Origin of the sequence: Paludisphaera rhizosphaerae, assembly GCF_011065895.1 — a bacterium.
In the GTDB taxonomy this organism is placed as follows: domain Bacteria; phylum Planctomycetota; class Planctomycetia; order Isosphaerales; family Isosphaeraceae; genus Paludisphaera; species Paludisphaera rhizosphaerae.
On sequence record NZ_JAALCR010000027.1, the window covers coordinates 17,887 to 41,535 of the forward strand.

At 64.3% G+C, this 23,649-nt stretch carries 17 protein-coding genes; 12 read left to right on the top strand and 5 right to left on the bottom strand.

Annotated elements, in window-relative coordinates; translation table 11 throughout:
* Positions 1-667: 667 nt before the first annotated feature.
* From G5C50_RS25830 to G5C50_RS25865, 7 genes are all read left to right on the top strand, one after another.
* Positions 668-874, top strand: a complete 207-nt coding sequence (locus tag G5C50_RS25830) for an NPCBM/NEW2 domain-containing protein (RefSeq protein WP_165073866.1) — start codon at positions 668-670, stop codon at positions 872-874.
* On the top strand, positions 871-7,938 hold the full coding sequence (locus G5C50_RS25835) for a fibronectin type III domain-containing protein (RefSeq protein WP_165073867.1): 7,068 nt from the start codon (positions 871-873) through the stop codon (positions 7,936-7,938). The genes G5C50_RS25830 and G5C50_RS25835 overlap by 4 nt, the downstream gene beginning before the upstream one ends.
* A 16-nt stretch (positions 7,939-7,954) precedes the next feature.
* Entirely contained in the window at positions 7,955-8,899 is a 945-nt protein-coding gene (locus tag G5C50_RS25840) for a hypothetical protein (RefSeq protein WP_165073868.1), read from the top strand.
* Positions 8,900-10,007: 1,108 nt separating this feature from the next.
* A complete protein-coding gene (locus G5C50_RS25850; RefSeq protein WP_165073869.1) occupies positions 10,008-10,493 on the top strand; it encodes a magnesium chelatase domain-containing protein in 486 nt (161 codons plus the stop codon).
* Between the two features lie 167 nt (positions 10,494-10,660).
* Entirely contained in the window at positions 10,661-11,629 is a 969-nt protein-coding gene (locus G5C50_RS25855; protein ID WP_315852336.1) for a YifB family Mg chelatase-like AAA ATPase, read from the top strand.
* 547 nt (positions 11,630-12,176) lie between these two features.
* Positions 12,177-12,956, top strand: coding sequence for a hypothetical protein (locus tag G5C50_RS25860; protein ID WP_165073859.1), 780 nt, complete (start codon positions 12,177-12,179; stop codon positions 12,954-12,956).
* Positions 12,953-13,327, top strand: coding sequence for a hypothetical protein (locus G5C50_RS25865; protein ID WP_165073871.1), 375 nt, complete (start codon positions 12,953-12,955; stop codon positions 13,325-13,327). The genes G5C50_RS25860 and G5C50_RS25865 overlap by 4 nt, the downstream gene beginning before the upstream one ends.
* Before the next feature lie 1,075 nt (positions 13,328-14,402).
* Here the strand turns inward: G5C50_RS25865 and G5C50_RS25870 are convergent.
* The gene (locus G5C50_RS25870; protein WP_165073872.1) at positions 14,403-15,734 is read right to left on the bottom strand and encodes a tyrosine-type recombinase/integrase; all 1,332 of its coding nucleotides are present in this window, start codon (positions 15,732-15,734) and stop codon (positions 14,403-14,405) included.
* A 526-nt stretch (positions 15,735-16,260) separates the two neighbouring features.
* On the opposite strand from G5C50_RS25870, the gene G5C50_RS25875 reads away from it, so the two are divergent.
* Positions 16,261-17,607 carry a DUF1501 domain-containing protein gene (locus tag G5C50_RS25875; protein WP_165073873.1) on the top strand — a complete coding sequence of 449 codons (1,347 nt, stop codon included), beginning with the start codon at positions 16,261-16,263 and terminating at the stop codon, positions 17,605-17,607.
* 153 nt (positions 17,608-17,760) lie between these two features.
* Positions 17,761-18,018, top strand: coding sequence for a hypothetical protein (locus tag G5C50_RS25880; RefSeq protein ID WP_165073874.1), 258 nt, complete (start codon positions 17,761-17,763; stop codon positions 18,016-18,018).
* Positions 18,019-18,025: 7 nt separating this feature from the next.
* Here G5C50_RS25880 and G5C50_RS25885 read toward each other — a convergent pair whose 3' ends face one another.
* The 4 genes from G5C50_RS25885 to G5C50_RS25900 all read right to left on the bottom strand — a co-directional run bounded on the left by G5C50_RS25885 (position 18,026) and on the right by G5C50_RS25900 (position 21,910).
* Positions 18,026-19,180, bottom strand: coding sequence for a hypothetical protein (locus G5C50_RS25885; protein WP_165073875.1), 1,155 nt, complete (start codon positions 19,178-19,180; stop codon positions 18,026-18,028).
* Positions 19,181-19,197: 17 nt separating this feature from the next.
* Complete coding sequence (locus tag G5C50_RS25890) at positions 19,198-20,433, bottom strand: hypothetical protein (protein ID WP_240907366.1); 1,236 nt, start codon at positions 20,431-20,433, stop codon at positions 19,198-19,200.
* Positions 20,434-20,521: 88 nt separating this feature from the next.
* Positions 20,522-20,809, bottom strand: a complete 288-nt coding sequence (locus G5C50_RS25895) for a hypothetical protein (protein ID WP_240907367.1) — start codon at positions 20,807-20,809, stop codon at positions 20,522-20,524.
* Positions 20,810-20,842: 33 nt separating this feature from the next.
* Complete coding sequence (locus tag G5C50_RS25900; protein ID WP_165073877.1) at positions 20,843-21,910, bottom strand: DUF1559 domain-containing protein; 1,068 nt, start codon at positions 21,908-21,910, stop codon at positions 20,843-20,845.
* Between the two features lie 182 nt (positions 21,911-22,092).
* On the opposite strand from G5C50_RS25900, the gene G5C50_RS25905 reads away from it, so the two are divergent.
* The 3 genes from G5C50_RS25905 (at position 22,093) to G5C50_RS25915 (ending at position 23,639) form a co-directional block, all read left to right on the top strand.
* Positions 22,093-22,329, top strand: coding sequence for a DUF4160 domain-containing protein (locus G5C50_RS25905; protein ID WP_165073878.1), 237 nt, complete (start codon positions 22,093-22,095; stop codon positions 22,327-22,329).
* The gene (locus tag G5C50_RS25910; protein ID WP_165073879.1) at positions 22,310-22,618 is read left to right on the top strand and encodes a DUF2442 domain-containing protein; all 309 of its coding nucleotides are present in this window, start codon (positions 22,310-22,312) and stop codon (positions 22,616-22,618) included. The genes G5C50_RS25905 and G5C50_RS25910 overlap by 20 nt, the downstream gene beginning before the upstream one ends.
* Before the next feature lie 169 nt (positions 22,619-22,787).
* A complete protein-coding gene (locus tag G5C50_RS25915) occupies positions 22,788-23,639 on the top strand; it encodes a WD40/YVTN/BNR-like repeat-containing protein (protein ID WP_407673602.1) in 852 nt (283 codons plus the stop codon).
* Positions 23,640-23,649: the final 10 nt, after the last annotated feature.

A 23,649-nucleotide genomic window follows, 5' to 3' on the forward strand; every position in this document is an offset into this window, starting at 1 on the left:
ACGCGGGCGGCCTGCGCGCATACCCATGGGGTGCATAATCCGCCGCCGGCGGTTTTCGCGCGCAGGGACGACGATCGGAGGCCATGGTGAATATAAACGCCCCCACCCCTCCCCCCACCCCCAGGGGGTCAGGGGGTTGGTGTACCTGTGCCGGGCCGAAGCGGGCGTCGGCGATCCGCGTTCCTGTGCTTTGCATGAAGGCGGGGTGAAGAAGACGTCGACGCTCATCGAGGGACGTTCTTCGGATCAGGCCGATCCCGGAGGACAGCGTACATCGAATCCAAGCATCGCTCGACGACATGATTTAAAAGATTTTAGTTTCAGAATGCGTCGGACTTGGGAATTTTCGTATTCATCAATGATTCATAGGTTTACGTCGACCTTGGATGCCATCCGTGAAGCCTGATTCGACGCATCCAAGCGTCGAGGCAGGCGGCAGGGGCTTGAAGGCCGGCGTCGGTCCGGTTTATCAGTGGGGTCGGTCGCAGCGACGATAGAGCCTTGCGACGCGCCGTCCGCGTGCAAGGCGGTCGACGACCCAACCTCCCCGCGTCTTCGGACGACCCGGGATCGAAACGATCGCGATCGAACGGCCGGCGGGACTCTCGCGTCCCCACCCCGTTCGGCGTGCGCGCCGATCCGAACGCCCGCACTCGAGAAGCCCGCCATGAGCCGCAAGCCCGCCGACCGACGTCGCATTCGCGAGTCCCGCCGCGCCCGCACGCTGAGAGGGTTCGTCCCGTCGATCCAGCCGCTGGAGGCCCGCCAGCTGATGACCGGCGAGATTTATGTGAGCGACCTGGCGTGGTCGTCGTCGAGCAACGGCTTGGGGCCGGTGGAACGGGACGCGAGCGTGGGGGGGGGGCCGGCTTGAGCGACGGCTCCGCGATCACGCTGGACGGAGCGACGTACGCCAAGGGTCTGGGAGCGTACGGGGCCAGCGACGTAGAAGTGGCGTTGGACGGCCGCTACTCGCGGTTCCAGGCGGTCGTGGGGATCGACGACGACGCCTCGGGTGCCGGATCGGCCGTGTTCCAGGTGTGGGCGGACGGGGTGAAGCTGTTCGACTCGGGGGTGCTGACCCTCGCGGACGCGGCGGCGTCGATCGACGTCCCTGTCGCGGGCAATTCGACGCTCCACCTGATGACGACCGACGGCGGCGACGGCTCCGCATCTGACCACGCCGATTGGGCCGACGCCAAGCTGACGAAGGCCTCGTCGGCAGCGTACGTGGGGACGGACGCGACGACCCAGGGGGATTGGCTCGGGGTCTACGGCGGCGATGGCTACAAGTTGGCGGGCGACGACACGGACGATCCGGACTACGCGACGGTCTCCATCGACGACGGCGTCGAGCATACGTGGGACCCCAATCCGGGCTCGTCGACGACGCGGGCGTTGCAGCGGGCCGACGGCTCCGGGCGGGTGGCGGCGACCTGGTTCAACACCTCGGAATTCGCGGTGGTCGTCGACGTGACGCCGTCGGATGACGCGACCCACCGGATCAGCCTCTACCTGCTGGACTGGGATGCCGGCGGGCGCACGGAGCGGATCGACGTGGTGAGCCTGGCGACCGGCGACGTGCTGGACAGCCGGAACGCGTCGGATTTCGCCGGCGGGGCGTACCTGACCTGGGACGTGCGCGGTGCAGTGCGGTTCCGGGTGGTCCACGACGGCGGGTCGAACGCGGTCGTCAGCGGCGTCTTCTTCGACCCCGTCCCCAACTCGGCCTCCGCCTCGTTCGTGAAGCCCGACGCGACGACCCAGGGCGACTGGATCGGCTCGTACGGCGGTGACGGCTATTCGCTGGCCGGAGGCTGGGAATCCCAGCCGGGTTATGCAACCGTCAGTTTCAACAACAAGCTCGACTACGTCTGGGATTCGAACGTCGTCGCTGGAGAGACGCGGGCGGTGCAGAAGCCCGACGGTTCGGGCCGCGTCGCGGCGGCCTGGTTCAACTCGTCGCCGTTCGAGGTGGTCGTCGACGTGACGCCGTCGGACGATGCGACGCATCGGATCAGCCTGTACCTGCTGGATTGGGACGGCATCGCTCGAATTACTCAGATCGAGGTCGTCGATCCGGTGACGGGCGCGGTGTTGGACTCCCGAGAGGCGTCGCAATTCCACGACGGCCTCTACCAGACGTGGGACGTCCGCGGTTCGGTGCAGTTCCGCATCACCCGGGTGGGAGGAGCCAACGCCGTGGTCAGCGGGATCTTCTTCGACCCGGTCCCAGGAATGTCGACGGCCCCTGCCACGCCCACGGGCGTCGTCGCGGCGGCCGTGTCGGATTCGGCGGTGCAGGTGACGTGGACCGCCTCGGCGGGCGCCGACGGCTACACGATCGAACGGAGCGTCGACGGGTCGGACTGGTTCCTAATCGGCACGACGGTCGGGGCGAACGCCACGAGCTACCTGAACTTGGGCCTTTCCGAGGGGACTCGCTACTCTTACCGCGTCGCGGCGACCAACGAATCGGTGAGTTCCACGCCCAGCGGTTCGGAGTCCGCGAGGACGCTCTTGAAGACTCCGACGGGCTTGACGGCCGTCTTCGTCTCGGCCTCGAGCGTCGTTCTGGCTTGGGTCGACGTCTCGGCCCTAGAAACGGGCTATATCGTCGAGATGTCGCAGGACGGGGTCAACTGGGTCGAAGCGACAACGACAGCGGAGAATGCGACCAATGCGACGGTGACGGGCGCATTCGGCTCAGTGGCGACGCACTTCCGAGTCAGTGCTTTCGGAACTGACGGCCGTACCTCTGGCATGTCAAACACCGAGACGGTATTGCCGAGCCTGGGGGCCCCGACCAATCTCTCGGCGACCCCAGCCTCCGCCACTCAGGTCGACCTGACGTGGACAGACAATTCCAGCGACGAACAGAGTTTCGTGGTGGAACGGTCGTCGGACGGTGGAGCCACTTGGCAGGTCGCAAGTGTGGGAGCCGATCAGAACACGTACGCCGCCACAGGCTTGACCGCGGGAGTCACGTATTTATTCCGAGTCTATGCCAGCAACGAATCGGGGGATTCCGCGTTTTCCAACGTTGTTTCCATAACAACACCGGTCTACCCGAGCCGACCGACGCTGAACACGGCGACGGCGTTGTCGGATTCGAGCATCGCCCTGTCGTGGACGGACGTCGCGGGCGAGACGGGCTACCGCATCGAACGCAGCACCAACAGTGGTTCGACATGGACGACGGCGGGAACCGCTGATGCCGGGGCGACCACGTTCACCGACTCCGGGCTCTTGGAAGCGATCTTCTACACCTACCGAGTCGTCGCGACCAACAAGGCGGGGGACTCCCAACCGAGCGGGACCAAGGTCGTCGCAACCTTGCCATCCGCCCCTATCAACCTGTCGGCGACGGTGATCTCCGGCGACCGGATCGACCTAACGTGGGCTCCACATTCCACGTTGGCTGATCTCTACTACGTCGAACAGTTGATCAACGGCACGACTTGGACGCAAGTCGGCACCGCTCTTGGAGCGACTCGGACCAGCTACTCCGCCAGCGGTCCTTTCGACGCATCGACGACATATTACTTCCGCGTCCGTGCCTATCGATACGTCGGCGGCTACTCCGCCTATTCGGCAATTGTGTCGCCGACAACACCGGCCTACCCGAGCCGACCGACGCTGAACACGGCGACGGCGTTGTCGGATTCGAGCATCGCCCTGTCGTGGACGGACGTCGCGGGCGAGACGGGCTACCGCATCGAACGCGTCAACTACCGTTTTGATTCGATTTGGACGACGGCGGGAACTGCTGATGCCGGGGCGACCACGTTCACCGACTCCGGGCTCTTGGAAGCGAACTCTTACACCTACCGAGTCGTCGCGACCAACACGGCGGGGGACTCCCAAGCGAGCTTGACCAAAGTCGCCGCGACTCAGCCATCCGCTCCTACCGACCTGTCGGCGACGGTGATCTCCGGCGACCGGATCGACCTAAGCTGGGTCACCCATTCCACGTCGATTGGTTACTACTCCGTCGAACGGTTGATCAACGGCGCGACGTGGACGGAGGTGGGCACCGTTAGCGGGCTGATGACGAACAAGTACACTGCCAGCGGTCCTTTCGACGCATCGACGACATATTACTTCCGCGTCCGTGCCTTTGGATACGAAGCCGGCTACTCCACCTATACGCCGGCAGCGTCGCCGACGACGCCCGCTTTTCCGCCCGCGCCTGCCAACTTGACGGCGACGCCCGCCTCACCAACAGCGATCCTTCTCTCCTGGTCTGCCTCAGCAGGCGCGACGAAATATGTGGTCGAGCGGAGGCCGAGCTGGTCGCCTGGATTTACGGAGGTTGCTGAAGTATCTGACGGCCAAACGACTTACACTGACGCTGGCTTGATCGAAGCGGCGACCTACTATTACCAAGTAAGGGCGCGAGGAAGCTTCGGCGATTCCGCGCGGAAATCCGCCTCCACATCGACCTTGTACTACACGCCGACGATTGCGAATCCCGCTACGGCCAGCGCTTCAACCGTCACCGGCACAACCGTGAATCTAGCCGTTCTGGGTGCCGTGACTGGGGGGGAATCGAAACTCCGGTACATCTGGTCGATCGTCTCCAAGCCCGCAAGCGCCCCCTCCCCGTCGTTCAGTACAAACACTATAAATTCATCCAAGAATGCCACTGCAACGTTTGGTGCAGCTGGCAACTACACATTCTTGGCGACCATCAGCAACGGCAATCAGTCGGTGTCCAGCAGCGTCTCGGTCGTGGTCCAGCAGCAGGTGACGAACATCGTCGTGAGCTCGCGGCCTGCCAACGACGAGCCGGACGGCAAATTCCAATTCACGGCCGACGCGCGGGACCAATTCGGGCAGGAGATGGCGGTTCCGCAGTCCTTCGCCTGGTCTATACCACCCGACAGTTCCGGCACGATCTCGGCGGACGGCCTCTACTCTTCCGCCGATCCTTCGGCGGTCGCGCCGGCAGCCGTACAAGTTTCGGCGGGAGGGATGACCAAGACCGCCGTGACCAATCCCGGATATATCAAATATACGCTCAAGGGGGATTACGTCGCGGCCGGCGTCGGGATCCGAGGCAAGAATGCGGGCACGATCACGATCGGCGAGATACCCTCCGGGGCGACCGTGAAGGGTGCCTATCTATATTGGGCCTATCTGGCCAACAGCGAGAATCCAGCGTTCGCGAAACTTGGATTCGACGGCGTCGCGATCACCGGAAGTCGTATTGGGACCGGCATCGATACAAACTGGGGTCTGAACTCCAGTTATTCATACAGGGCCGACGTCACCAAGCAGGTCACCGGCAACGACATGTTTACGCTCACCAACATCGTCTCCTCCAGCCAAAGTTTAGCTCAGGGGGCCTCGCTCGTCGTCATATACAACGACGAACTTGCCGTCGCGAAGACGGTCATCATCCAGGACGGCAACAGCGTGATCTATTACGCCGGCGACTCGTTCACCAAGCAATTCAAGGATTTTTACGCCGTCGGTCCCGTCGAGGCTCGGACGACGTTCATTGTCGGTGATGGGCAGGACGATGGATCGACGGACTACGATGACCGTGCCAAGTTCACCGGGAGCACCGGTCAGATTCCCTGGACGAATTCCTTCACTGGTGCGGATGGCGCGTACTGGGACACTCAAACCTACGACGTCTCGTCAACGATCAAGCTGGGCGACACCTCGGCCTCCGTCTCGATCACCGGGGACGGCGACTGCCTCATGTGGGTCGCCCAGATTTTCTCGGTGACGAGCCCCATGGTCGACTTGGACGTCGACTCTGACAATTCCGGCACGGTGGACCGTTCGCCAGAGGAAGATCGCATTGAGGCCGACGAGAAGCGGACCGGCTACCTGATCGCCGTCGAAACCGAAGACGACGACCGCGACGGGGTGCCCGGCTTCGCTGACGGCTATAACCGCGACGGGAACGCCGGCAACGCCGACGACAGCGCAGGAGCGAACCAGAAATTCGGCCGGATGTTCCTGGAAATCCCGCAGTCGTTCGACCTGTCCAACGTGAAGATCCGGATCACGTACCTTTACTCGGACCCGTCTGTCGTCAGCGTGAATGCCGACGGAAAATATATACCCGACGGAGGCAGGCTCCGGATCTGGACGAAGGACGCGTCTGCGGCCCGCAATCCGGCCGCCGCCAGCGCGTCCGGCGACTTCGTGCCTTCGGGCGTCTACGATCCGTCGCAACTCGGACTTTCGGGGTCGAAGCGGACAATCCCCCTCTTCCTTGAGGGGATTGCTGCGGGCAGCGTGGATATCCTGGTTGAAATCGACCCGGACGGAGCCGGGCCAGCCGGGTACGTGACCCGGGACTCGGTTCTGGTCCGGGTGGTGAACGTCGACCTCGACGTCAATGGCAACGGATCGCTCCTCGATGCCGTCGATGGTGCCATGAATTATCTGCCTGGGTATGAGGGCAAGACGCAGAAAATCTCCACCGGGAACAGCTTCAAGAATACGACATTCGTCGGACAGAATATGAGCATCATCGCCGACGGCGTGGGTGCCGGGATGGGGATCGATTCCGTCCAGTTCAGTTTGACGACTACGTCCCACCTAGGCTATGCAGGCAACGCCGGACTCACCGACCCGGCTTTCGGTCCCGGCGGCGCGAATAATAACGACTTTTCATTCCTGCAGAGCACGAATGGCATTTCGGCGATGGGCGTGATGGCGCAGCGCCTAACCTCCGTCGATTTTTGGGCCAAGGACTACGGCGGGGCCGCCGTGGTGAAAGTCGAATTCATGTCGGGCGGGAGGGTGATACTGACGGTGAACCTCCGCGTGCCGCTCGACATGGACTCGGACGGCATCTCCGACGCTTGGGAGCGGCAGAAAGTTCAGGAGTGGAACGTCCAGTACGGGACGAGCCATCCGGTCGATGTCACCGTCTTCTCCAATGGAGATGACTCTGAGCTCCAAGATCCTGACGGCGGCACTGGGATTCTCAGCTTCAGCTACGGACCGGCCATGGGAAACCAGGCGGCGGTCGGCGACGGCAAGACTGTATTCCAAGAGTACCGAGGTTACATTTTCGACGGGGGTGGTTACGATTGGAATGGCACCAACAACCTCAACGCCAGCGGGCATACGCGGCTCAACCCCGCGTTTAAAGAGCTCCTAGTTGAGGTCGATGCGATGGCCGGGATCGCCCACCTTCCCACTGATATCAGGTCCTGGATGAACACCGTTTCTTGGGGCATGAGTCAGGCGGTCGACGGTGCAGGTATCCGTATGTTTTACGTTCTCGATGACCTCGCGACCACATTTTCAACTCTACCAAGTCCTGCAAGTCTTGTGGCTTACGATCAGGCGAACGCGAACGCTGACATGCCATATCCTACGTTCAGACACCTTCAACTGGTTTCGCGATTCGGATTCACGCCCCAGGGGGGGCTTTCCACCCGTGTAGAGGGCTCGAATTACGCGGTAGATTTCGGGTTCGATTTTGCGAACTACTATAGCATTTCCACTGATATATCGGCCGCGGCGTTCATCAGCCATGAGCTGGCGCACATCATAACGTATAACGGAGGCAATGATGGGGCCGGCCATTTCAACGATCCCAACGGCGATGGGACGTCCGCTGATGCAGACGATCAAACTCGTGTCAACTGGAATTATTTTTATAACTACCCATCCAGACTGCTTACTGTAGAAATGAATTCCGCGTCAACGTCGATCACGCTGGATAGCACCGCAGGCCTGACAACGGCAGGACTTATTCGAATCGGCGGATTTGCTGGAGAGCTGATTGCCTACACGGGCATTGTCGGAAATACATTAATTGGATTGACTCGGGGATTTGATGGCACGCCGATTGCGAATTCTTCCGCCGTAGGGACTGCTGTCACACCAGCGTATTACGCCATGGACATGAGAAGGATTCGTTACGGGTACGGTACCGTGCGATTTATCGACGTCAGGTGAAACCAGGACATCTCGCGTGTTGGCAACGATCGCATTCGCTCTCGCTTGTTCCACCCAGGCCTGGAGTGTCCAAGATCCGGTCGAGGGGCCGCGATTCTTCGACGTCCGAGTCCACCTCGACGAGCCGGTTTACCCACTGGGCTCGCCGACTTTCGTCAACCTCGAGCTCGTCAATGTTCTGAGAGAGATGAATTATCTGAAGCTGGATCACCTCGGGTTGCCGTCGCCCCTCGAATATCGGTTGACAGCCCCGGACGGTCGCCGATCGGACGCACAGAACTTGGACCGGGACCCCAATTGGATCATCGACGGTCCGCCTATTCCCCATAAATTGTCCGAGCTTTACCCCATCAAACCCGGAGATAGCGTAACACTTCGCTATGACCTCGCCCGGTTCTTCAGAATTCAACGGCCCGGAACCTATCACCTTGAAGTCGCCGAGCCGGGACGCCCTGCGATCTGCCGAGTCGATTTCGACGTCGTGGGGCTTGAAATCCTACAGGCAATCAAGATCAATGAACTATGCGAGCTGCCGCTCAGCTTATTCGAGAAGAATAATGTCTATACTGCACCTATCGAGTGTCATCTCGAGATCGGAAAGGTCCCAGTTCGCGAAGGCGGGCCGTGGTTCGCTGTGATCTCAGACGTCATGATCACGGGGCGGAACGTCGCTCGCGTGGCTCCTCCACTCGTCGTACCTCCCAAGACCCGCGTCGCGGCAAGTGCGATCGACGTCCGAGGTCAGCTCTGGATGGTCTTGGTGGCCGAGGACGCCAGTACCCTGATGATCTGGGATCTGAAGGAAGGTCGTCGGCGGAGAGCGATCCCGTGGGGAAAGTATGTGATCGAGTTGGGATCGACGCCGATTCGCCCGTTTTCGAAGGGGAAGGTCGTTATCGCCGGTGTGCCGGGGCAGCCTAAGCTGAGCACGCAACTTGACGCGCAGATCGACCAGCGTTAGACATCACGCATGCGGAGTGCGAGGCCCAGACCTCCTGAACGACCAGCAGGCGGTCGGAGCGGGCCCGCATGCGTTGCAGGCCCTTGAGCGAGCTGATGGGCCGCTCGACGATCCAGCGGACCACGCCCAAGCCGCTGCCGTGCGGCGTCCTCCAAGCCATAGGGGCTCGATCCCCATCCACTGCAGCAGGTCCCGGGCCCCTTCGAGTCGTAGCCCCGGTTGGCCAACAGGTCGTCGGGCAGCTCCTTCGGCCGGCCCGGCTTGCCGCCGACCTTGGGATAGTCGAGGACCAGGGGGATGATGTGGCGATGGTCCAAGGCGTTCGCCCCGGCGGTCCGGATCCTCACGCTGTCGACCACGACCGTGTCGGCGTCAAGTTTGCCGGCCCGCTTCAACCCCCCGAGCAGGCCATCGCGGCCGGCACGTCCTCCCAGCGCCAGTTAGTCGCCAAGAGGAACCAGATCACCCGCAATACCTTGCGGTGCGCGATCGGCGGCCGTCCCCCATCGCGGCCGACCGGACGCTCCGGCGGCGAGGGGGATGAAAAGGGGCCACTCTTAAATACGCCGGGCAATTAGGGGGGGATGAAAAGGGGGGATGAAAAGGGGCCACTCTTAAATACGCCGGGCAATTAGGAAATCTAGGATTTTTTTGCCAACTGCTGCGATGGCAACGGCCATGTGGTCCTGACCACTACGCCGACCGGACCACCGCCTCCGCCGCCTGCGACGCCTTCAGTCGGCTCCAGCCAGCGACCAACTCAACGGCCACGTCGACGCTCCCGAGGATTGCATAGACGCCAAGGCGGTCTTCGCCCCCGTCATCGACGCCCTACGACGGCAATGGCCGTCTCTTCAAACGCCGGTAGTCCACGCGTCTGAATCACGGGCGTAATTCTTGTCGACGACGGGTCACGCCCGTCGCCGCGACGTTGCGCTTGGCGTTCGACCGCCGACGCCGGCGGAAATCATGTCGCCACGCGTGCGTTCGTGCTACATTTGTGTCGGTGGTACATAGCACCCGGCCGATCGGGACGACGTCCGAGCCGACTGCGGCGAGACCCCACGTCGCGATCCTCGAGTCGGCGGAAAATGGAGAGCACACCGGGATGCCCGCCGAGACCAAACAAGCGCGAGTCCGCCGCCTTTCGCACCTGCTCGAGCGCGACCACTCCCTCAACGGCGGCATCCTCTTCGGGCTCGACGGATACGTCGTGGAAATCCAGGCGAGGGCGATGTCGGTCTTGAACGCCCCGACCCCTTGGCGATTGGCCACGGGGATCACCGGCATGGCGTCCGGCACCGTCCGCGAGGCGCTCGATCGGATCGCGGGCGCCTTCCGCAAATGCCGCATCCCCGATCCCGACGTCGAGATCCTCATCAACCTGACGCCGGCCACCCTGGAGAAGGACGGCTCGTGGCTCGACCTGCCGCTGGCCGTCATCATGCTCCAGGCCGCGGGCATGCTGCCTGACCTGCCCGAGCATCGCGAGGGGGACTTCGTCCTGCTCGGCGAGCTCGGCATCCACGGCGAGATTCGCCGCGTCCCCGGGCCCTCTCGATCGCCTACTGCGCCCGGCCCGGACAGAAGCTGATCGTCCCGGCCGGCAACGAGAAGGAATGCGCCCTCATCCTCGCCAAGCCGGGCCACGAAGGCTGCGGGATCTACCCGGTCGCGCTCCTGGAGGACGTCGTCGCGTATTTCCGAGGCGAGCGGAAGCTGGATAACGCCCTCAAGGCGGGGATCTCGTTCGACTCGTTCATCGAGCGAGCCCCGGATTTCGGCTTGATCCGGGGTCAGGCGAAATCCAAGGAGGCGGCCTGCATCGCGGCCGCCGGAGGGCACAACCTCCTGCTGATCGGCCCCCCGGGCGAAGGCAAATCGCTGATGGCCAGCGCCCTGCCGGGCATCCTGCCACGCCTCAGCGACGAAGAGAAGGTCCAGCTCACGAGGATCTATTCCGCCTATGGGGCGCTCGAAAAAGACGGTGTCGCCGTGACGCGTCGACCCATGCGGACGATCCATCACACGGCGTCCCGCCAATCCGTCGTCGGGGGCGGTTCCCGGATACCGCGGCCCGGCGAGATCACGCTCAGCCATCTCGGGGTCTTGTTCCTGGACGAGATCGCCGAGTTCTCCACGTCGACGCTCGAGGCGCTTCGCCAGCCCATGGAGAGCGGCGAGATCCAGATCTCCCGGGTCGGGGCGACGCTGTCGTACCCGGCCCGGTTCACGTTGGTGGCGGCCATGAACCCCTGCCCTTGCGGGTATTACGGCACGGACCTGTGCCGCTGCAAGAACGTGGACGTTCGGAAGTATCAACGCAAGCTCAGCGGACCGATCCTGGATCGCATCGACCTCCAGGTCGAGCTCAGCCGCCTCTCGACCGACGAGCGATTCGCCGAGACGAAGGAGGAATCGCCGCGGCTGCGTGCGCTCGTCGAGCGGGCCAGGGAACGTCAACGCAAACGGTTCGCCGGCCTGCCGATCCCGCACAACGCCGCAATGCCGGGCGGCCGCGTCCTCGAGTATTGCAACTTCGGCGAGGATGCGAGGGCGTCGCTGCGTTCGATCGTGGACCGCAACGTCCTCTCGACGCGCTCGATGGACCGGCTCTGCAAGGTCGCCCGGACCGTGGCGGACCTTAAGGACTGCGAGCAGGTCGAACCCGCCCATCTGGAGAAGGCGGCCGAATTCGTCGTCGGCGGAATGCTGCGGGAAGCGTTGTGAGTCCAGGAGCCCCATCGGACGTCGGCGAATCGTGCTTCCGATAAAGGCAGCTCTGGATCACCAGCTAATAAAGCCCTGGGCACACCGCACATCCTTTATAATCATTTTATGTTCAATTAGTCAAAACTGAGCGCCATTATTTAACCCAGGCCCAAGGGCTCAAGCCAGCCCCTTTTCAACCCTGAGAGCCAACCCGTCCGACCGTCCGATCTTGGGTGTTATGATCGCCAATGTGAAAACTAGCCGGCACTGAAGGCCACGCCTCTTGAAGGCCTCGCCGACCGTCGGATAACCGGCCTTTATGTTGCGCTCGCGCCGAGGCCGTCGGCGATCGGCTTCCGAGATCTCTCTGAGATGAGATCGCCTCGTTCGCCCGGCTCTCGTTCATCGACGAACCAGTTCAAACAAACGGAGGGCAGGGGAATTTTGCAGGCGAGCCGCCTGAAAGGATGCGGTCTCGACGGCCGGGTCTTGCCGGGAGGTCGCCGCGCTCGGAACTTGGATCGACGCGTCATCACCATCGGCCCGCGATCCGGAGGCGTCCGCGATGGAGAACCTCGACCTGGAGGCCCTGGATCTGGACCGGGGCGTGCTCGTGGAATCGAGCGGAGGCGACGGCCGGGCGGTGCTCTGGGTTCCCTTGGAGGGCGAGGCGGGGTTCCGGTACTGGGACCGCGTGGCGGCGGAGCGTCGGGGCGAGGTGTGGGCCCGTCACGGGCTCCGGTGGACGGCGGCGGCGGCGACGGCGACGGCGACGGCGACAGCGACAGCAACAGCGACAGCGACAGCGACAGCGACAGCGACAGCGACAGCGACAGCGACAGCGACAGCGACAGCGACAGCGACAGCGACAGCGACAGCGACGCGGGCGGGTAGCGTCATAAAACTCATTCGCAAGGGCAACTGCCACCCGAACCGCTGGATCCTCTGGTCCAAAGAAGGCTCCGTCGATCCCAAAGGCTGTCCGATCCTCTCCGCGGCCGAGGCTCCGGCCGTCTCCGCCACCGAGGCGGAGAGCGTGCAGGCCCCGCAGTCTCCCCAAAGCAACGCCGTCCTCCGAGCCCGTGAAGAGCTGGCCAAGATCCGAGCGACCAAGGCCGTCCAGGCGACGACTCTGGTTGCCCAGGAAATCGCCCAGAACATCGCCGCGACGACGGCGAAGCCCCCGACCAATCTCGCCTCTCAAGAGGTCCAAGAAGGTGCCGAGGAGGCCCAGTATCAGTCTCCCCGCAACCTCGACGGCGTTCTCGGACCGAAAACCCTGGTTGGACCTTCTCGACCTCGACGGAGGTTGGTGCCTCTGACGCGCAGGAATGGGTCGTCGTGACCTCCCCGGGCGGTAGGTCGACCCGTCGGCTGCTTCAACCCAACGGCTATCCCCGTCGCTTGGTGGGCGAGATCAATCAGGCCTTAAAGGAGCTTGATCAACCTGAAGAAAAAAGTCGCCATCCGAAACAGATCGCACCTCGCCAAAACCTCGCCGAGGTTCTCGAGCGCGCACGGAACAACCATGGGGGCTGGTCGTTCACCCACGGCCCCGACCCCAAGGGCGATCCTCGGTTCCGACGACTCATCGTGACTTCGCCGGACGGCCGTATTATTCGGAAAGGCATTCTCGTCAAGGGCGCTCAACAGACCCTGGCCGCAGACATCAATCGCACCGTAGCCAGCCTCAAGGCCGGGGCCGCCGACGGTTAATCCCCAATCATCATCAGCCCGCCCGAGGGCCAGGCGGGCTTCTCTACCGATCATCATCAGCCCGCCCGAGGGCCAGGCGGGCTTCTCTATCATCAGGAGACCGCCCCTATAGCTCCCGACGTATCTCACGGGGCCAAGGCAGCCGCCCGCTGGGCGACTCCGTCGAGACGGTTGAATACCGTTATTCATTCTGGGCTTGGTAGGCAGGAGAGTTCGTCTCGTCGTCGCCTCGGCCCGGCACCCATCGGATCGTCATGAGGGCCTGATGGCTGCGGAGGCCGTTCGAGGGAACCGGTGAAAAGGCTGACGCGGTGGGTTCCGTCTTGACCGCGAGCGATCGATGATCTCCCACCCGCTTGCGTCCTGCTAAGGTCGGTCGGCAGCGTTTCTCAAAGGCCCGATGCTCGATTCAATAAGACAGTCGAGTCGGCGACTCCGCTAGGATCGTCCGAATCTCCTGCACTCGCCGTTTGTTGTCGCCCCTCGGCCGACCGCGTATGCGTCACCCCTCCAGCCGCAAGCTTCCGCCTTCTCGGCCGAGTGAGGTTCGACGCCGCCTCTTGAAAGCAAGGCGAGAGCGTCTGCCCACGTCGAAAGCTTGTCGATCTCCCAGAGATTCGGCGAACGAACGACGAGCGCCGTGACCAGGTCGGCCGTGGCGCGAGAGGCTACCTATCAGGGCGGCCTGTCTGCGTCGGAGGCGCCCGCTAAGGTCCACAGATGGGAGGCCCCTGGCTTTTGGAAACTGCACTCTCTGCGCCGCGAGCCCCCCGTGTAACGTTTGGTCACACCGTGCCACCACGGAGCCGGCTTCCAGGAGATCAAGGAGCCGTAACGACCTCGAGTCTTCGGCGCGATTGCGAATAGCAAGCGAAGTCGCCGGAGACGGCAGGCGGACGAGCGACTCCCAACATTCATCCGCCGATCTGAATGGGTCGAAAGACGTTCCCAAATGAACGACGTGATCCAAAACGAACTTCGTCGCGTCCAGGGTTCACCGGAGAGGTCGGTGACGTCGCCCGAGGAGCTCGCGCCCTATCTCGCACTCGCCGCCGCCGACATCGCCCGGCTCGTCCTATGCCTCATCGTCGAGGACGAGCTGCGGCGGCGCCTCGCCCTTTTCCGCCCCGAGGACACGCTCGCGCAGCCAGTCCAGCGCCTCGAAAAACTCGGCGTCTGAAGGCCGCGTATAGTGCTTCTCGGACATACCTTTGGGCGAGTCGGCGAGGAAGTAGGTGGTGTAGAACTTGTATTGCGGATGTTCCCCGAGCAGCGTCGATCCGGTCTTCCGCAAGTGCTTCATGCTCAGCCGGATCTTCCCTCCCATGACCTCGGCGAGGCGGTTCCAACCCGACTGGATCGCGTCGTAGCGACGCATCTTGCCGCCCTCCATCCAGTATTTGACCATCGGCTTCCCGCGCTCCGTGGTCAACGCCAGGTCGCCCTCGCCGCGGTGCCGCTTCAGCAGATCGAACGTCTCGGGCCAGAGCTTGTAAGCGACCACCGGCCCCTTGCGTTCGCGGGTCTTGCTGCGGGCGCGGGTGATCACGCCCGCTTTCCAGTCCACCTCGCTTTGCTTGAGTTCGGCCACGTCGTTCTGGTACATGCCGCACTGAACCATGAGCAGCAGGCAGAGCCGCATGCGTTCGGGGGCGGCGGCCAGCAGCGCCCGGACCTCCTCGACGGCGAAGACCTCGATCTCGGCCGCGACCGAATGATTGAACTTGAACCGCCTGTCGCGGATGTTCCCGGGCAGCGGGATGAGCTTCCGAGCCGCCAGCCGGGTGATGAACTGGCGGGCGGTCATCAGGAGGGTGTGGGCGTAGGCGGGGGAGTAGGCGGCCGCCCTGATCTTCTCGGTGAGGTGGCTGAAGAACGCCTCCAGCTTGTCTTCGTCGACGGCGTCGACGGACGTCTGCGGGCCGATCCACGCGACGAAGGTGCCGATATTGCGACAGTACGCGTCGAACCGCCCCTCGGAGAGCTGCCCGGCGTGGCACGAATCGCGGAGCAGATTCTTCCAGTTCTCGACCTGGACGCCGATCGTCCGTTCCGGGGCCGCGTCGTCCATTCCGGCGAGCATGCCGCCGGCCTTGGCCTTCAGCCCGTCGTAGGAGCCGACGCCCAGCAGCGCCTCGACGGCCTCCCTGCGGGCCTGGTCGTCCAGCTTGGCGAAGTCGTCGACCAGGTTCTTCACCCGCACCGCCTGGGCGACGCGGTCGTCCTCGGAGGGGGCGTCGACGAGCGCCTGCTCCCGTTCCCACCACTCGTTGGCGGCCTTCCAGGAGGCTTCCTTGGTCTCCGGGACGCCGAGCTGCTTGCAGGAGACAGAGTACCACTTACCCTTCACGCACTTGCGCCAGCGGCGCGCGGACGGGTACCAGGTCATGCGATATCGGCTCGGCATGTCGCCCTCCGTTTAGCCAGGAATGCCGTATAGGGGATGATACGAACGGAGGGAGTTCGCATCAACGGCTTGGCTAAGATTCCTGGCTAAGATCGGGCGGCTCGGCTAAGGAATCGGCGCGGGCGGGATTTTTTTGATTCGGCGTAAATCGCGGCTTCCGAAGGCTTTATGGTCGATCAAAATATGCAGATTGGATCAACCCATGCATTTCCAGTGCCGCACCTTCGGCCTCTCGGCCACCTCTCCAATGCTCTCAACACCTAACCAGATCAGAGGCTTACGTCAACCGAGAGACGCCTCCTTTCTGTCAAAGCCTCTTATCGTCTAAGGTCTGTCAAACCTTGGTCCGGTGGCTTGGAAATGAGGACACCCGAGCGGGCGGCGAATTGTCAAAGGCAGCATCCCGGCTTCCCTGCCGCAATGCGGGTGGACCGATAAGTCTCCGCGCTTCTCGTTGTACAACAATTGCTGACCACATTAGAATACGCGGCGAGACGACTTGGCCGACCTTGACGAGGGATGCGTGATGGCACCGGAACCTCCTTGCATCGGGACCATGCCTCGACGAGCGTTCCTGAGAGCCTCGCTCACGGGGTTCTCAGCGCTGGGGATTTCCGACCTGCTGCGGCTGCAAGCGGCGGGGGCGTCGACGGCTGGGGCGAAAGGCCCGGCGATGATCGTCGTCTGGCTGTGGGGCGGCCCCAGCCACATGGAGACCTTCGATCTCAAGCCCGACGCCCCGGAAGCCTATCGCGGCCTCTTCCGCCCGATCCCGACGAGCGTCCCCGGCATCGAGATCAGCGAGAAGCTGCCGAGGATCGCCTCGATCGCCGATAAGTGCGCGATCATCCGGTCGATCACCCACGACAGCCCCGGCCACGCCAACAGCACGCACACCGTCCTGACCGGCTACGTCGGCGACGTTGTGGAGACGGCCCCGTTCACGCCCAAGTATCCCTACGTCTTCAACGCCGCCAACAAGTTTCTCCCCGAGCCCTCGGGGCTGCCGAAATGGGTCGCGATGCCCAGCCTCCCCTATGAGGGCGGCGGCGGGCTGGGACGATCCTACGGGCCGTTCAAGGTGGCCGCCGACCCCAACAAGCCCGAGTTCAAGGTCCCGGAGTTGATCCTCGACGAGGCTCGCCGCGAGCGGATCGCTGGGCGTTCGCGGCTGCTGGCCGGTTTCGACGCCGCCAGGAGGGCCATCGAGCCCACGGCCACCCGCTCGTTCGACGACTTCCAGCGTCGGGCTCTCGACGTCCTGACGAATTCCACGGCGCGTGACGCCTTCGACCTCTCGCGCGAGCCCGACGCCCTGCGCGACCACTACGGGCGCAACGTCGTCGGCCAGCGCTGCCTGCTGGCGAGGAGGCTGGTTGAGGCCGGCGTCCGGCTGGTCACGATCGACTTCCCGTGCGTCCCCGGTCAGAAGGCCTTCTCCTGGGACGACCACGCCAGCGTCTGGAACATCTTCGAGCAGATGGACATCCGCCTGCCCGTGCTGGACCAGGCCGTCTCCGCGCTCATCGAAGACGTCCACGCCCGAGGCATGGAGCAGGAGACCCTGATCGTCGTGATGGGCGAGATGGGACGCACTCCCAAGCTCTCCAATCATCAAGGGCAGCCGGGCCGCGAGCACTGGGGCAAGGCGATGTCCGTCCTGATGTCCGGCGGCGGCATGCCGATGGGCCAGGTGATCGGCTCGACAACCGCCAAGGGCGAGGAACCCAAGGACCGTCGCTTCACCCCCAACGACCTTCTCGCCACCTGGTACAAGTACCTGGGCATCGACCACAGGCTGACCTACCCGGACGTCTCCGGCCGGCCCATCGCCCTACTGCCCCACGGCGAACCGATCTCCGAGTTGATCTAACGCAGACGCCCAATCCAACTCGCCCTCTCGCCATCCCAGTCGGGCTGAACTCCCCTCCGTTCGGCCCGTCGCTTGCATTGGTACAGGAACCGAACGATCCACCTCCGTGCAGGTCGATCGAGTTCCCTATCCAGGCGAGCGGAGACGGCAATCATGGTGGCCTCGAAAAATCACGACGGCGCTCACGATCACGAGTCCGAATGGGGCCTCTGCAAGGCCTGCAAGTGGTGGCAGCTTGAGCCCGAGGCGCACGTGGAGAACCTGACCCTGGGGCTCTGCATCGACGAGGAGTTGCAGCCGTACAACCTCCGTGTGTCGGGGTTGAGCGGCTGCAACCACTTCATGGCCGGCAAGCCGGCGCGGGCGAAGGGCTCGGCCGAGGCCCCGCCGACAGCCAAGGCCACGCGGTGAAGGTCGTTCATCGACCGCGAGGTCGAACGCGGTACAGGTGAACCTGATAGTCGGCGAAGCGATCCGTCCAGGCTCCGGCCGAAGCCGGGAGCTCTCGGCCTTCGTCGAGCACTGCTACACTCGCATCGCTCCCCGTCGACAGGCGCATCCGGACGCTCGCCTCACCCTTGCGAAGCGATGCGACGAAGATGTAGACGTCCCCGTCATACCGCTTCACAAGGGAAGCGACGGGGATCGACGGGTTCTCGGAGACGACCTCCGCGGCGTCCGGAGCGTCGGGGCTGTTCAGCACGGGCGCAAGTTCGTGGATGCGGCGATTCGTGGCGGCGATTTCGCGCGCAACGGCCTCATCCGCGAGCAGGCCCGCCTCGACGAAACGCGGCTTGAACTGGTGGGCGAAGTAGACGAGCCCCTTCGCCCCTCGGATCAAGGCCATCCAGACCTCGGAATGGATCTGGGCGGGCGTCGCCCGACGGGTCTCGTTGTCGATGCCCGTCGTCTCGATGCAGCACCACACCGGCCTTTCCGGGCCAGCCCACGACCGGAGCCTCTCGACGCCGTGCGGCACGTACCAGAGGTTGCCGGCGACGGCTTCGCTGCTATGGCAGGCTGGGTAAATGTCGAACGAGGCGATGTCGCAACCCTGAATGTACCTGGGGTAGTCCTCCGGGTGGTTCGTCCGCGTCCCACGTCCGAACCAGCCGTCCCAGGCGACGCCCTGACCGAGGTTCAACAGGACCGGCCGATCGGGATCGGCCTCACGCATCTCGCGATAGCGCGCCACGATCGCGTCGGGCGTGATCGGCGGCCCGTAACCCTTGCCGCCCTTGAGGGCCTGGGCGTTGTCCGGCTCGTCGTCGTGCATCCAGCCGACGATCGTGGGGCGATCCTTGAACGCCAGTGCAGCCCGGCTTTGGCCGGCGACCAGTCGGACGCCCGCCGCATCGAGCGCGTCGAGTTGGGCTTCGGTCGGTCCCCGCCAGAGGCCGACGTACACGTTGATCCCGACGTCTCGATACTTCGGCGCGTTCTTGACGTCCTGAAGCCAGACGGCGATCGGGAAGTAGTCGGGCTTATCTGGAAGGCCCTTCGAGAAGCGGCCCTCCTCGCCCCTCGCGCCGATGGCCCACGCCGAGAGCAGAAGAAACGTCGCGATCCGCATGGCGCGCTCCTCGCGAGTCAGACCGAGTTGAGAAATCGGGCGAAAATATCTCGATTCACCAAGGCGTTGGCGGCCATGAAGTAGGAGCCGTGCGCGCACTCGGGGTTGACCAGGCCGAGGAACGAGCGACACCCGACGGGGTCGAGGTCGACGAAGTCGAAGTCGACGGCGTAAGGCCGTCCCTGGAGCGGACCGCCGACCACGTCGCCGCGGGCGTCGAGGTTGGCCCAGCGGCGGACGTTCGCCGGCTTACGGCCGTCGCGGTTGGCGGGGCGGAGGCGGAGCTTCACCGCGCCGATGGAAAGGGCGGCGCCGACGGTGAAGAAGTCGCGCACCAGGGGCGTGCGAAGGCCCTCGTCCTCAAGCTGGCGGAGGCCCTCATAGGCGACGACGCTCCCCCAACTGTGGGCGATCACGTCAAGGGCTCGACCCGCTTTCAACTCAGGGCGGACGACCTCGAGGAATCGGTCGACGATCCGGCCGCGGACGGCCTCGTCGACGAGGTAGATCGAGAAATCGTCGACGCAGGAGGCACCCGGGATCGAAAGCAGAGTCGCCGCTGCGGGCGCCTGCGAGGCGAAGGCCCGCACACGAGGGGCCGCCTGAATCGCCTGCTGGTCGGTTCGGTCGCGGAGCGTCTCCTTGATTTCCTCGGAGGCCCGCTCCCGGTCCCGTTCGAGGGCTCGCGACGCCGCTGCGGCCGGTGCGGCGAACCGCCCGGCCTCAGCACCCCGGAGCGAGGTCGCGGCCTTGTTCACGACGTCGCTCCAGACGACTTCCAGGCGCGTCGCGCCCAGGTCGCCCGCCCCGAATACGGTCGGGACGTAAGGATGGAGCGAGCCCCACCAATCGTCGGAATATCCTGGATCGTGGCGGCAGATGCCGTGCACGTACACCAGCCGACGCTCCGCAGATGCCGTCGACGCCGGCAGAGGAGGAGGCGCCGCCGCGAACATCGGGGCCAACTCGGCGGCCATGGGAAGCAGGGCCGTTACGGCCCCCGGCACGGCGGCGGGCTCCTGCGCCATCAGGGTCGCGAACATTTCCAGGGCTTGCCGCTGGAGTTCCGGAGTCAGCGGCCCAGCCCCGACGATTCGATCCAGCAGCGCGATCATCTCGCGACGGTCGTCGGCCGTCCGGGGCGCGTCCACGTCGGCCAGAGGCGGTGCGGAGCCGATCAGGGTCGGCGCCGATTGAGGCGGCTGCTCCTGAGGCGCCTTTCGAGGGCTCGTTCGCTTCTTCGGGTCGGCCACGGACGTCCTCCCGGTGAGAGTCGACTGACGATACGGCGATCACTATTTCATGAACCGTTTCGAAGGTCAACGACTCGCCGGATCGGCGCTACTTCCCCCGAGTCTGGCCTCGCATGAACTGGGCCAGCCGCGATTGCGCGGGTTCCCACGAGCCGGATTTCGCCTCGGCGGCGATACCTTCCAACTCTTCGAGTGGGCCGCCATCGATCTTGCCGGCGTCGCGAAGCGAGGCCAACGTCGCCACGCAGCGGTCGACGCGGTCGGGCTCGCGCAGGGAGACGGCCGTGTAGAGGGCGTCGACGGCCTTGAACGCATCGGGGTCGGCCCCGATCTGGGAAGCGCCGCCGCAGCCGGCCAGCACGAGACACGTCACCATCACAAATCGAGTCTTCTGTGTTGTCATAGTGGTTCAATAGTCGCCGGAGACGACCTCGCCGCCGTTCCGAGTTGAGAGGGCGACCCAGGTGTAGGGGTGGATCGTCTCCTTGATCCAGCGGACGGAGCCGTCGCCCATCAGGACGTTGGAGCCATTGCCGTCCTGGGAGTACATCTCGTCGGTGTGGCCGAAGGGGTGGTTCGGGGCGTGGATGATGACCTGGGGGTGGTCGCGGACGTCGGGCCCGCTGTGGGCGCCGACCAGGCAGCCGCCGCTGTTTGGATCCGACGGCCAACCCTGACGCGGGGGCGTGCAGGAGAAGGGGACCACTCCCACCCAGGTTGCGTCGCAAAGGTTCGACGACTTCTCGCCCAGGAACACGGTGTTCGACAGGCCGTCCGATACCGAGGCGACGCGAGTTCGCGAGTTCCGGTAGAACGGTCCGTTGATGACGTGCGGAGCAGGGGCACCCGGGATGGGCTCGGCGACGTCAAAGTCGGCCGAGTAAGCCGTGCTACGGCCCCACGGCTGGTTCACGCCGGCGTTCGTCACGTAGTGGCTGCGCGAGAAAACGATCCGAGGCGCGAACTCCCCCGCGTCGTTCGGAGAGCCCGAGTCGCCGTTGTCATACCGGTGAAGGGCGAACGGCTCGACGCCGCCCGTCGCCGACGGGCAGAGGAAAACCGACAGCCGCGTCGTCGCCCCCGTGACGTTGGCCGGCGCCCAGCAGGGAAGGTTCGTATTGAAGCTGGCGTAAACCGTCGCCTGTTCCATGTACGGCAGCGCGAGCATCCCCCAGGCGAACCCCGGAGTCGTGTTCAGATTGCCGTCGGGGTAGGTCACGCCGAAGGCCGTCCCCGTCGCCCTGGGATCGCCCACGTAGGCCGGGGGATAGGCCGTGATCGCCGATTCGTAGTTCGCCAGCGCCAACCCGATCTGCTTCAGGTTGTTCACGCACTGCACCCGCCGCGCCGCCCCCCGCGCCGCCTGAACGGCCGGCAGCAACAGGCTGATCAACACCGCGATCACGCTAATCACCACTAGCAGCTCGATCAGCGTAAATCCGCTGCGTGTGTGTCTCCCGTTCCCTTGATATCTCATGAAATCATTCCCTCGACGATTGCCTGTTTGCCCGTTATCCATCTCGAGTTTTCGACATCATAACGCCATCGCTGAGCACTGCAAATTTAAATTTTTGGTCACCCGAAATTTCAGTCGCTCGTCTCCGAGCATCGAGAGCCAAAACTTGTCGTCCGCCTCGGGTCCGGGGATAATGCGTGGGCATGCCGACCATCCATCGTGAAGGGCCGTATCGCTTCTTTTTTTACTCAGGCGATCGGGGTGAGCCTCCGCACGTCCACGTCGAGCGAGACGACTGTGCGGCGAAATACTGGCTCGACCCGGTCCGCTTGGAGCGAAGCGGAGGGTTCTCCGCGAAAGAGCTCAATCACATCCTGGCGATCATCGAGAGGAGCCGGCAGACGATGCTGGACAGCTGGAATGAGTTCTTCGGCAACTGAACTGAGGGTGGCCGTCGCGTCATCGGTCGAAACCACCGACGCCACGCTCGCCGTGGCTTTGGTCGACGGCCGTACGATCGTCGTGCCCCTGGCCTGGTATCCGCGACTGCTCAACGGCACGGCTGAGGAGCGAGGTCGATGGCGCATGATCGACGGCGGTCGCGGACTCCACTGGCCGGACCTGGATGAGGACGTTTGCGTTGAGGACCTCCTCGCCGGCCGTCCCTCGGGTGAGAGTCAGGCCTCGCTCCGAAAATGGCTCGACCGACGGGCGGGCGGCCGATCGTAGTCAGCTTCGAGGTCCCGCCGTGCGTCGATCCCTCCTGGTTTTTATTGCCTTGTTCTGGAACCAACTTGCTCCAGCGCAGTGGGCTCCTCAACCCTCCGGGACAATCGCCCGCTTGCGAGGCATCGGCGTCGTGGATAATCGCACGGCATGGGCGAGCGGGGCAGGGAGCATGATCTTGCTCACGACGGACGCCGGCGCGACCTGGCGACGCTGCACCGCTCCAGACGCCGAGGACCGCGACTTCCGCGACGTGCAGGCGTTCGACGACCGCAAGGCGCTGGTGCTGGCGATCGGCGAGGGGGAGAAGTCGCGGATCTTCAAGACGACCGACGGCGGCGAAACCTGGTCGCTGCGGCACATTAACCAGGACGCCACAGGCTTCCTGGATGCAATCGCCTTCTGGGATCGCGACCACGGCCTGGCGCTCGGCGATCCCGTCGGCGGCCGGTTCGTGATCCTGGCGACCGACGACGGCGGCGACACCTGGAACCGCGTGGGCCTCGACATGCCCGAGGCGCTCCCGGGCGAGGGGGCCTTCGCGGCCAGCGGAACCTGCCTGGCGGTGCAGGGGGGTCGATTCGCCTGGTTCGGAACCGGCGGCGGCCGGATTTTTCACAGCGAGGATCGGGGACGCTCGTGGACCGTTCACGCGACGCCGATCAAGGGGGGCGCCTCATCGGGAATCTTCTCGCTGGCCTTCCGCGACGCCGAGCATGGCGTCGCCGTCGGCGGCGACTACAAGGACGCGGCCGCGCCAGGTCCTTTCGCCGCCGTCACCAGCGACGGCGGCCGAACCTGGTCGACTCCCACAGGAACCGGCCCAGCCGGCTACCGATCCGCCGTGGCCCTGCTGCCGGGCGCGTCAATGATCGCCGTCGGCCCCGCCGGCGCCGACCGCTCGAACGACGGCGGCGCTTCCTGGGCGAAGCTCGGCGACGCCGGCTTCCACGCCATCGCCTTCGCCGGGCGTTTCGGCTGGGCCGTGGGCGAGGACGGACGCCTCGCGCGGTTCGGAGAGTGACGGAGTCTCC

Excerpts from the sequence above, each read along its gene's own strand:
- G5C50_RS25875 (WP_165073873.1), top strand. The coding sequence starts at position 16,261 with ATGGCACCGGAACCTCCTTGCATCGGGACCATGCCTCGACGAGCGTTC.
- G5C50_RS25885 (WP_165073875.1), bottom strand. The coding sequence starts at position 19,180 with ATGCGGATCGCGACGTTTCTTCTGCTCTCGGCGTGGGCCATCGGCGCG.
- G5C50_RS25895 (WP_240907367.1), bottom strand. The coding sequence starts at position 20,809 with ATGGTGACGTGTCTCGTGCTGGCCGGCTGCGGCGGCGCTTCCCAGATC.
- G5C50_RS25850 (WP_165073869.1), top strand. The coding sequence starts at position 10,008 with ATGCCCGCCGAGACCAAACAAGCGCGAGTCCGCCGCCTTTCGCACCTG.
- G5C50_RS25830 (WP_165073866.1), top strand. The coding sequence starts at position 668 with ATGAGCCGCAAGCCCGCCGACCGACGTCGCATTCGCGAGTCCCGCCGC.
- G5C50_RS25915 (WP_407673602.1), top strand. The coding sequence starts at position 22,788 with ATGATCTTGCTCACGACGGACGCCGGCGCGACCTGGCGACGCTGCACC.
- G5C50_RS25860 (WP_165073859.1), top strand. The coding sequence starts at position 12,177 with ATGGAGAACCTCGACCTGGAGGCCCTGGATCTGGACCGGGGCGTGCTC.
- G5C50_RS25880 (WP_165073874.1), top strand. The coding sequence starts at position 17,761 with ATGGTGGCCTCGAAAAATCACGACGGCGCTCACGATCACGAGTCCGAA.
- G5C50_RS25870 (WP_165073872.1), bottom strand. The coding sequence starts at position 15,734 with ATGCCGAGCCGATATCGCATGACCTGGTACCCGTCCGCGCGCCGCTGG.
- G5C50_RS25910 (WP_165073879.1), top strand. The coding sequence starts at position 22,310 with ATGAGTTCTTCGGCAACTGAACTGAGGGTGGCCGTCGCGTCATCGGTC.
- G5C50_RS25905 (WP_165073878.1), top strand. The coding sequence starts at position 22,093 with ATGCCGACCATCCATCGTGAAGGGCCGTATCGCTTCTTTTTTTACTCA.
- G5C50_RS25900 (WP_165073877.1), bottom strand. The coding sequence starts at position 21,910 with ATGAGATATCAAGGGAACGGGAGACACACACGCAGCGGATTTACGCTG.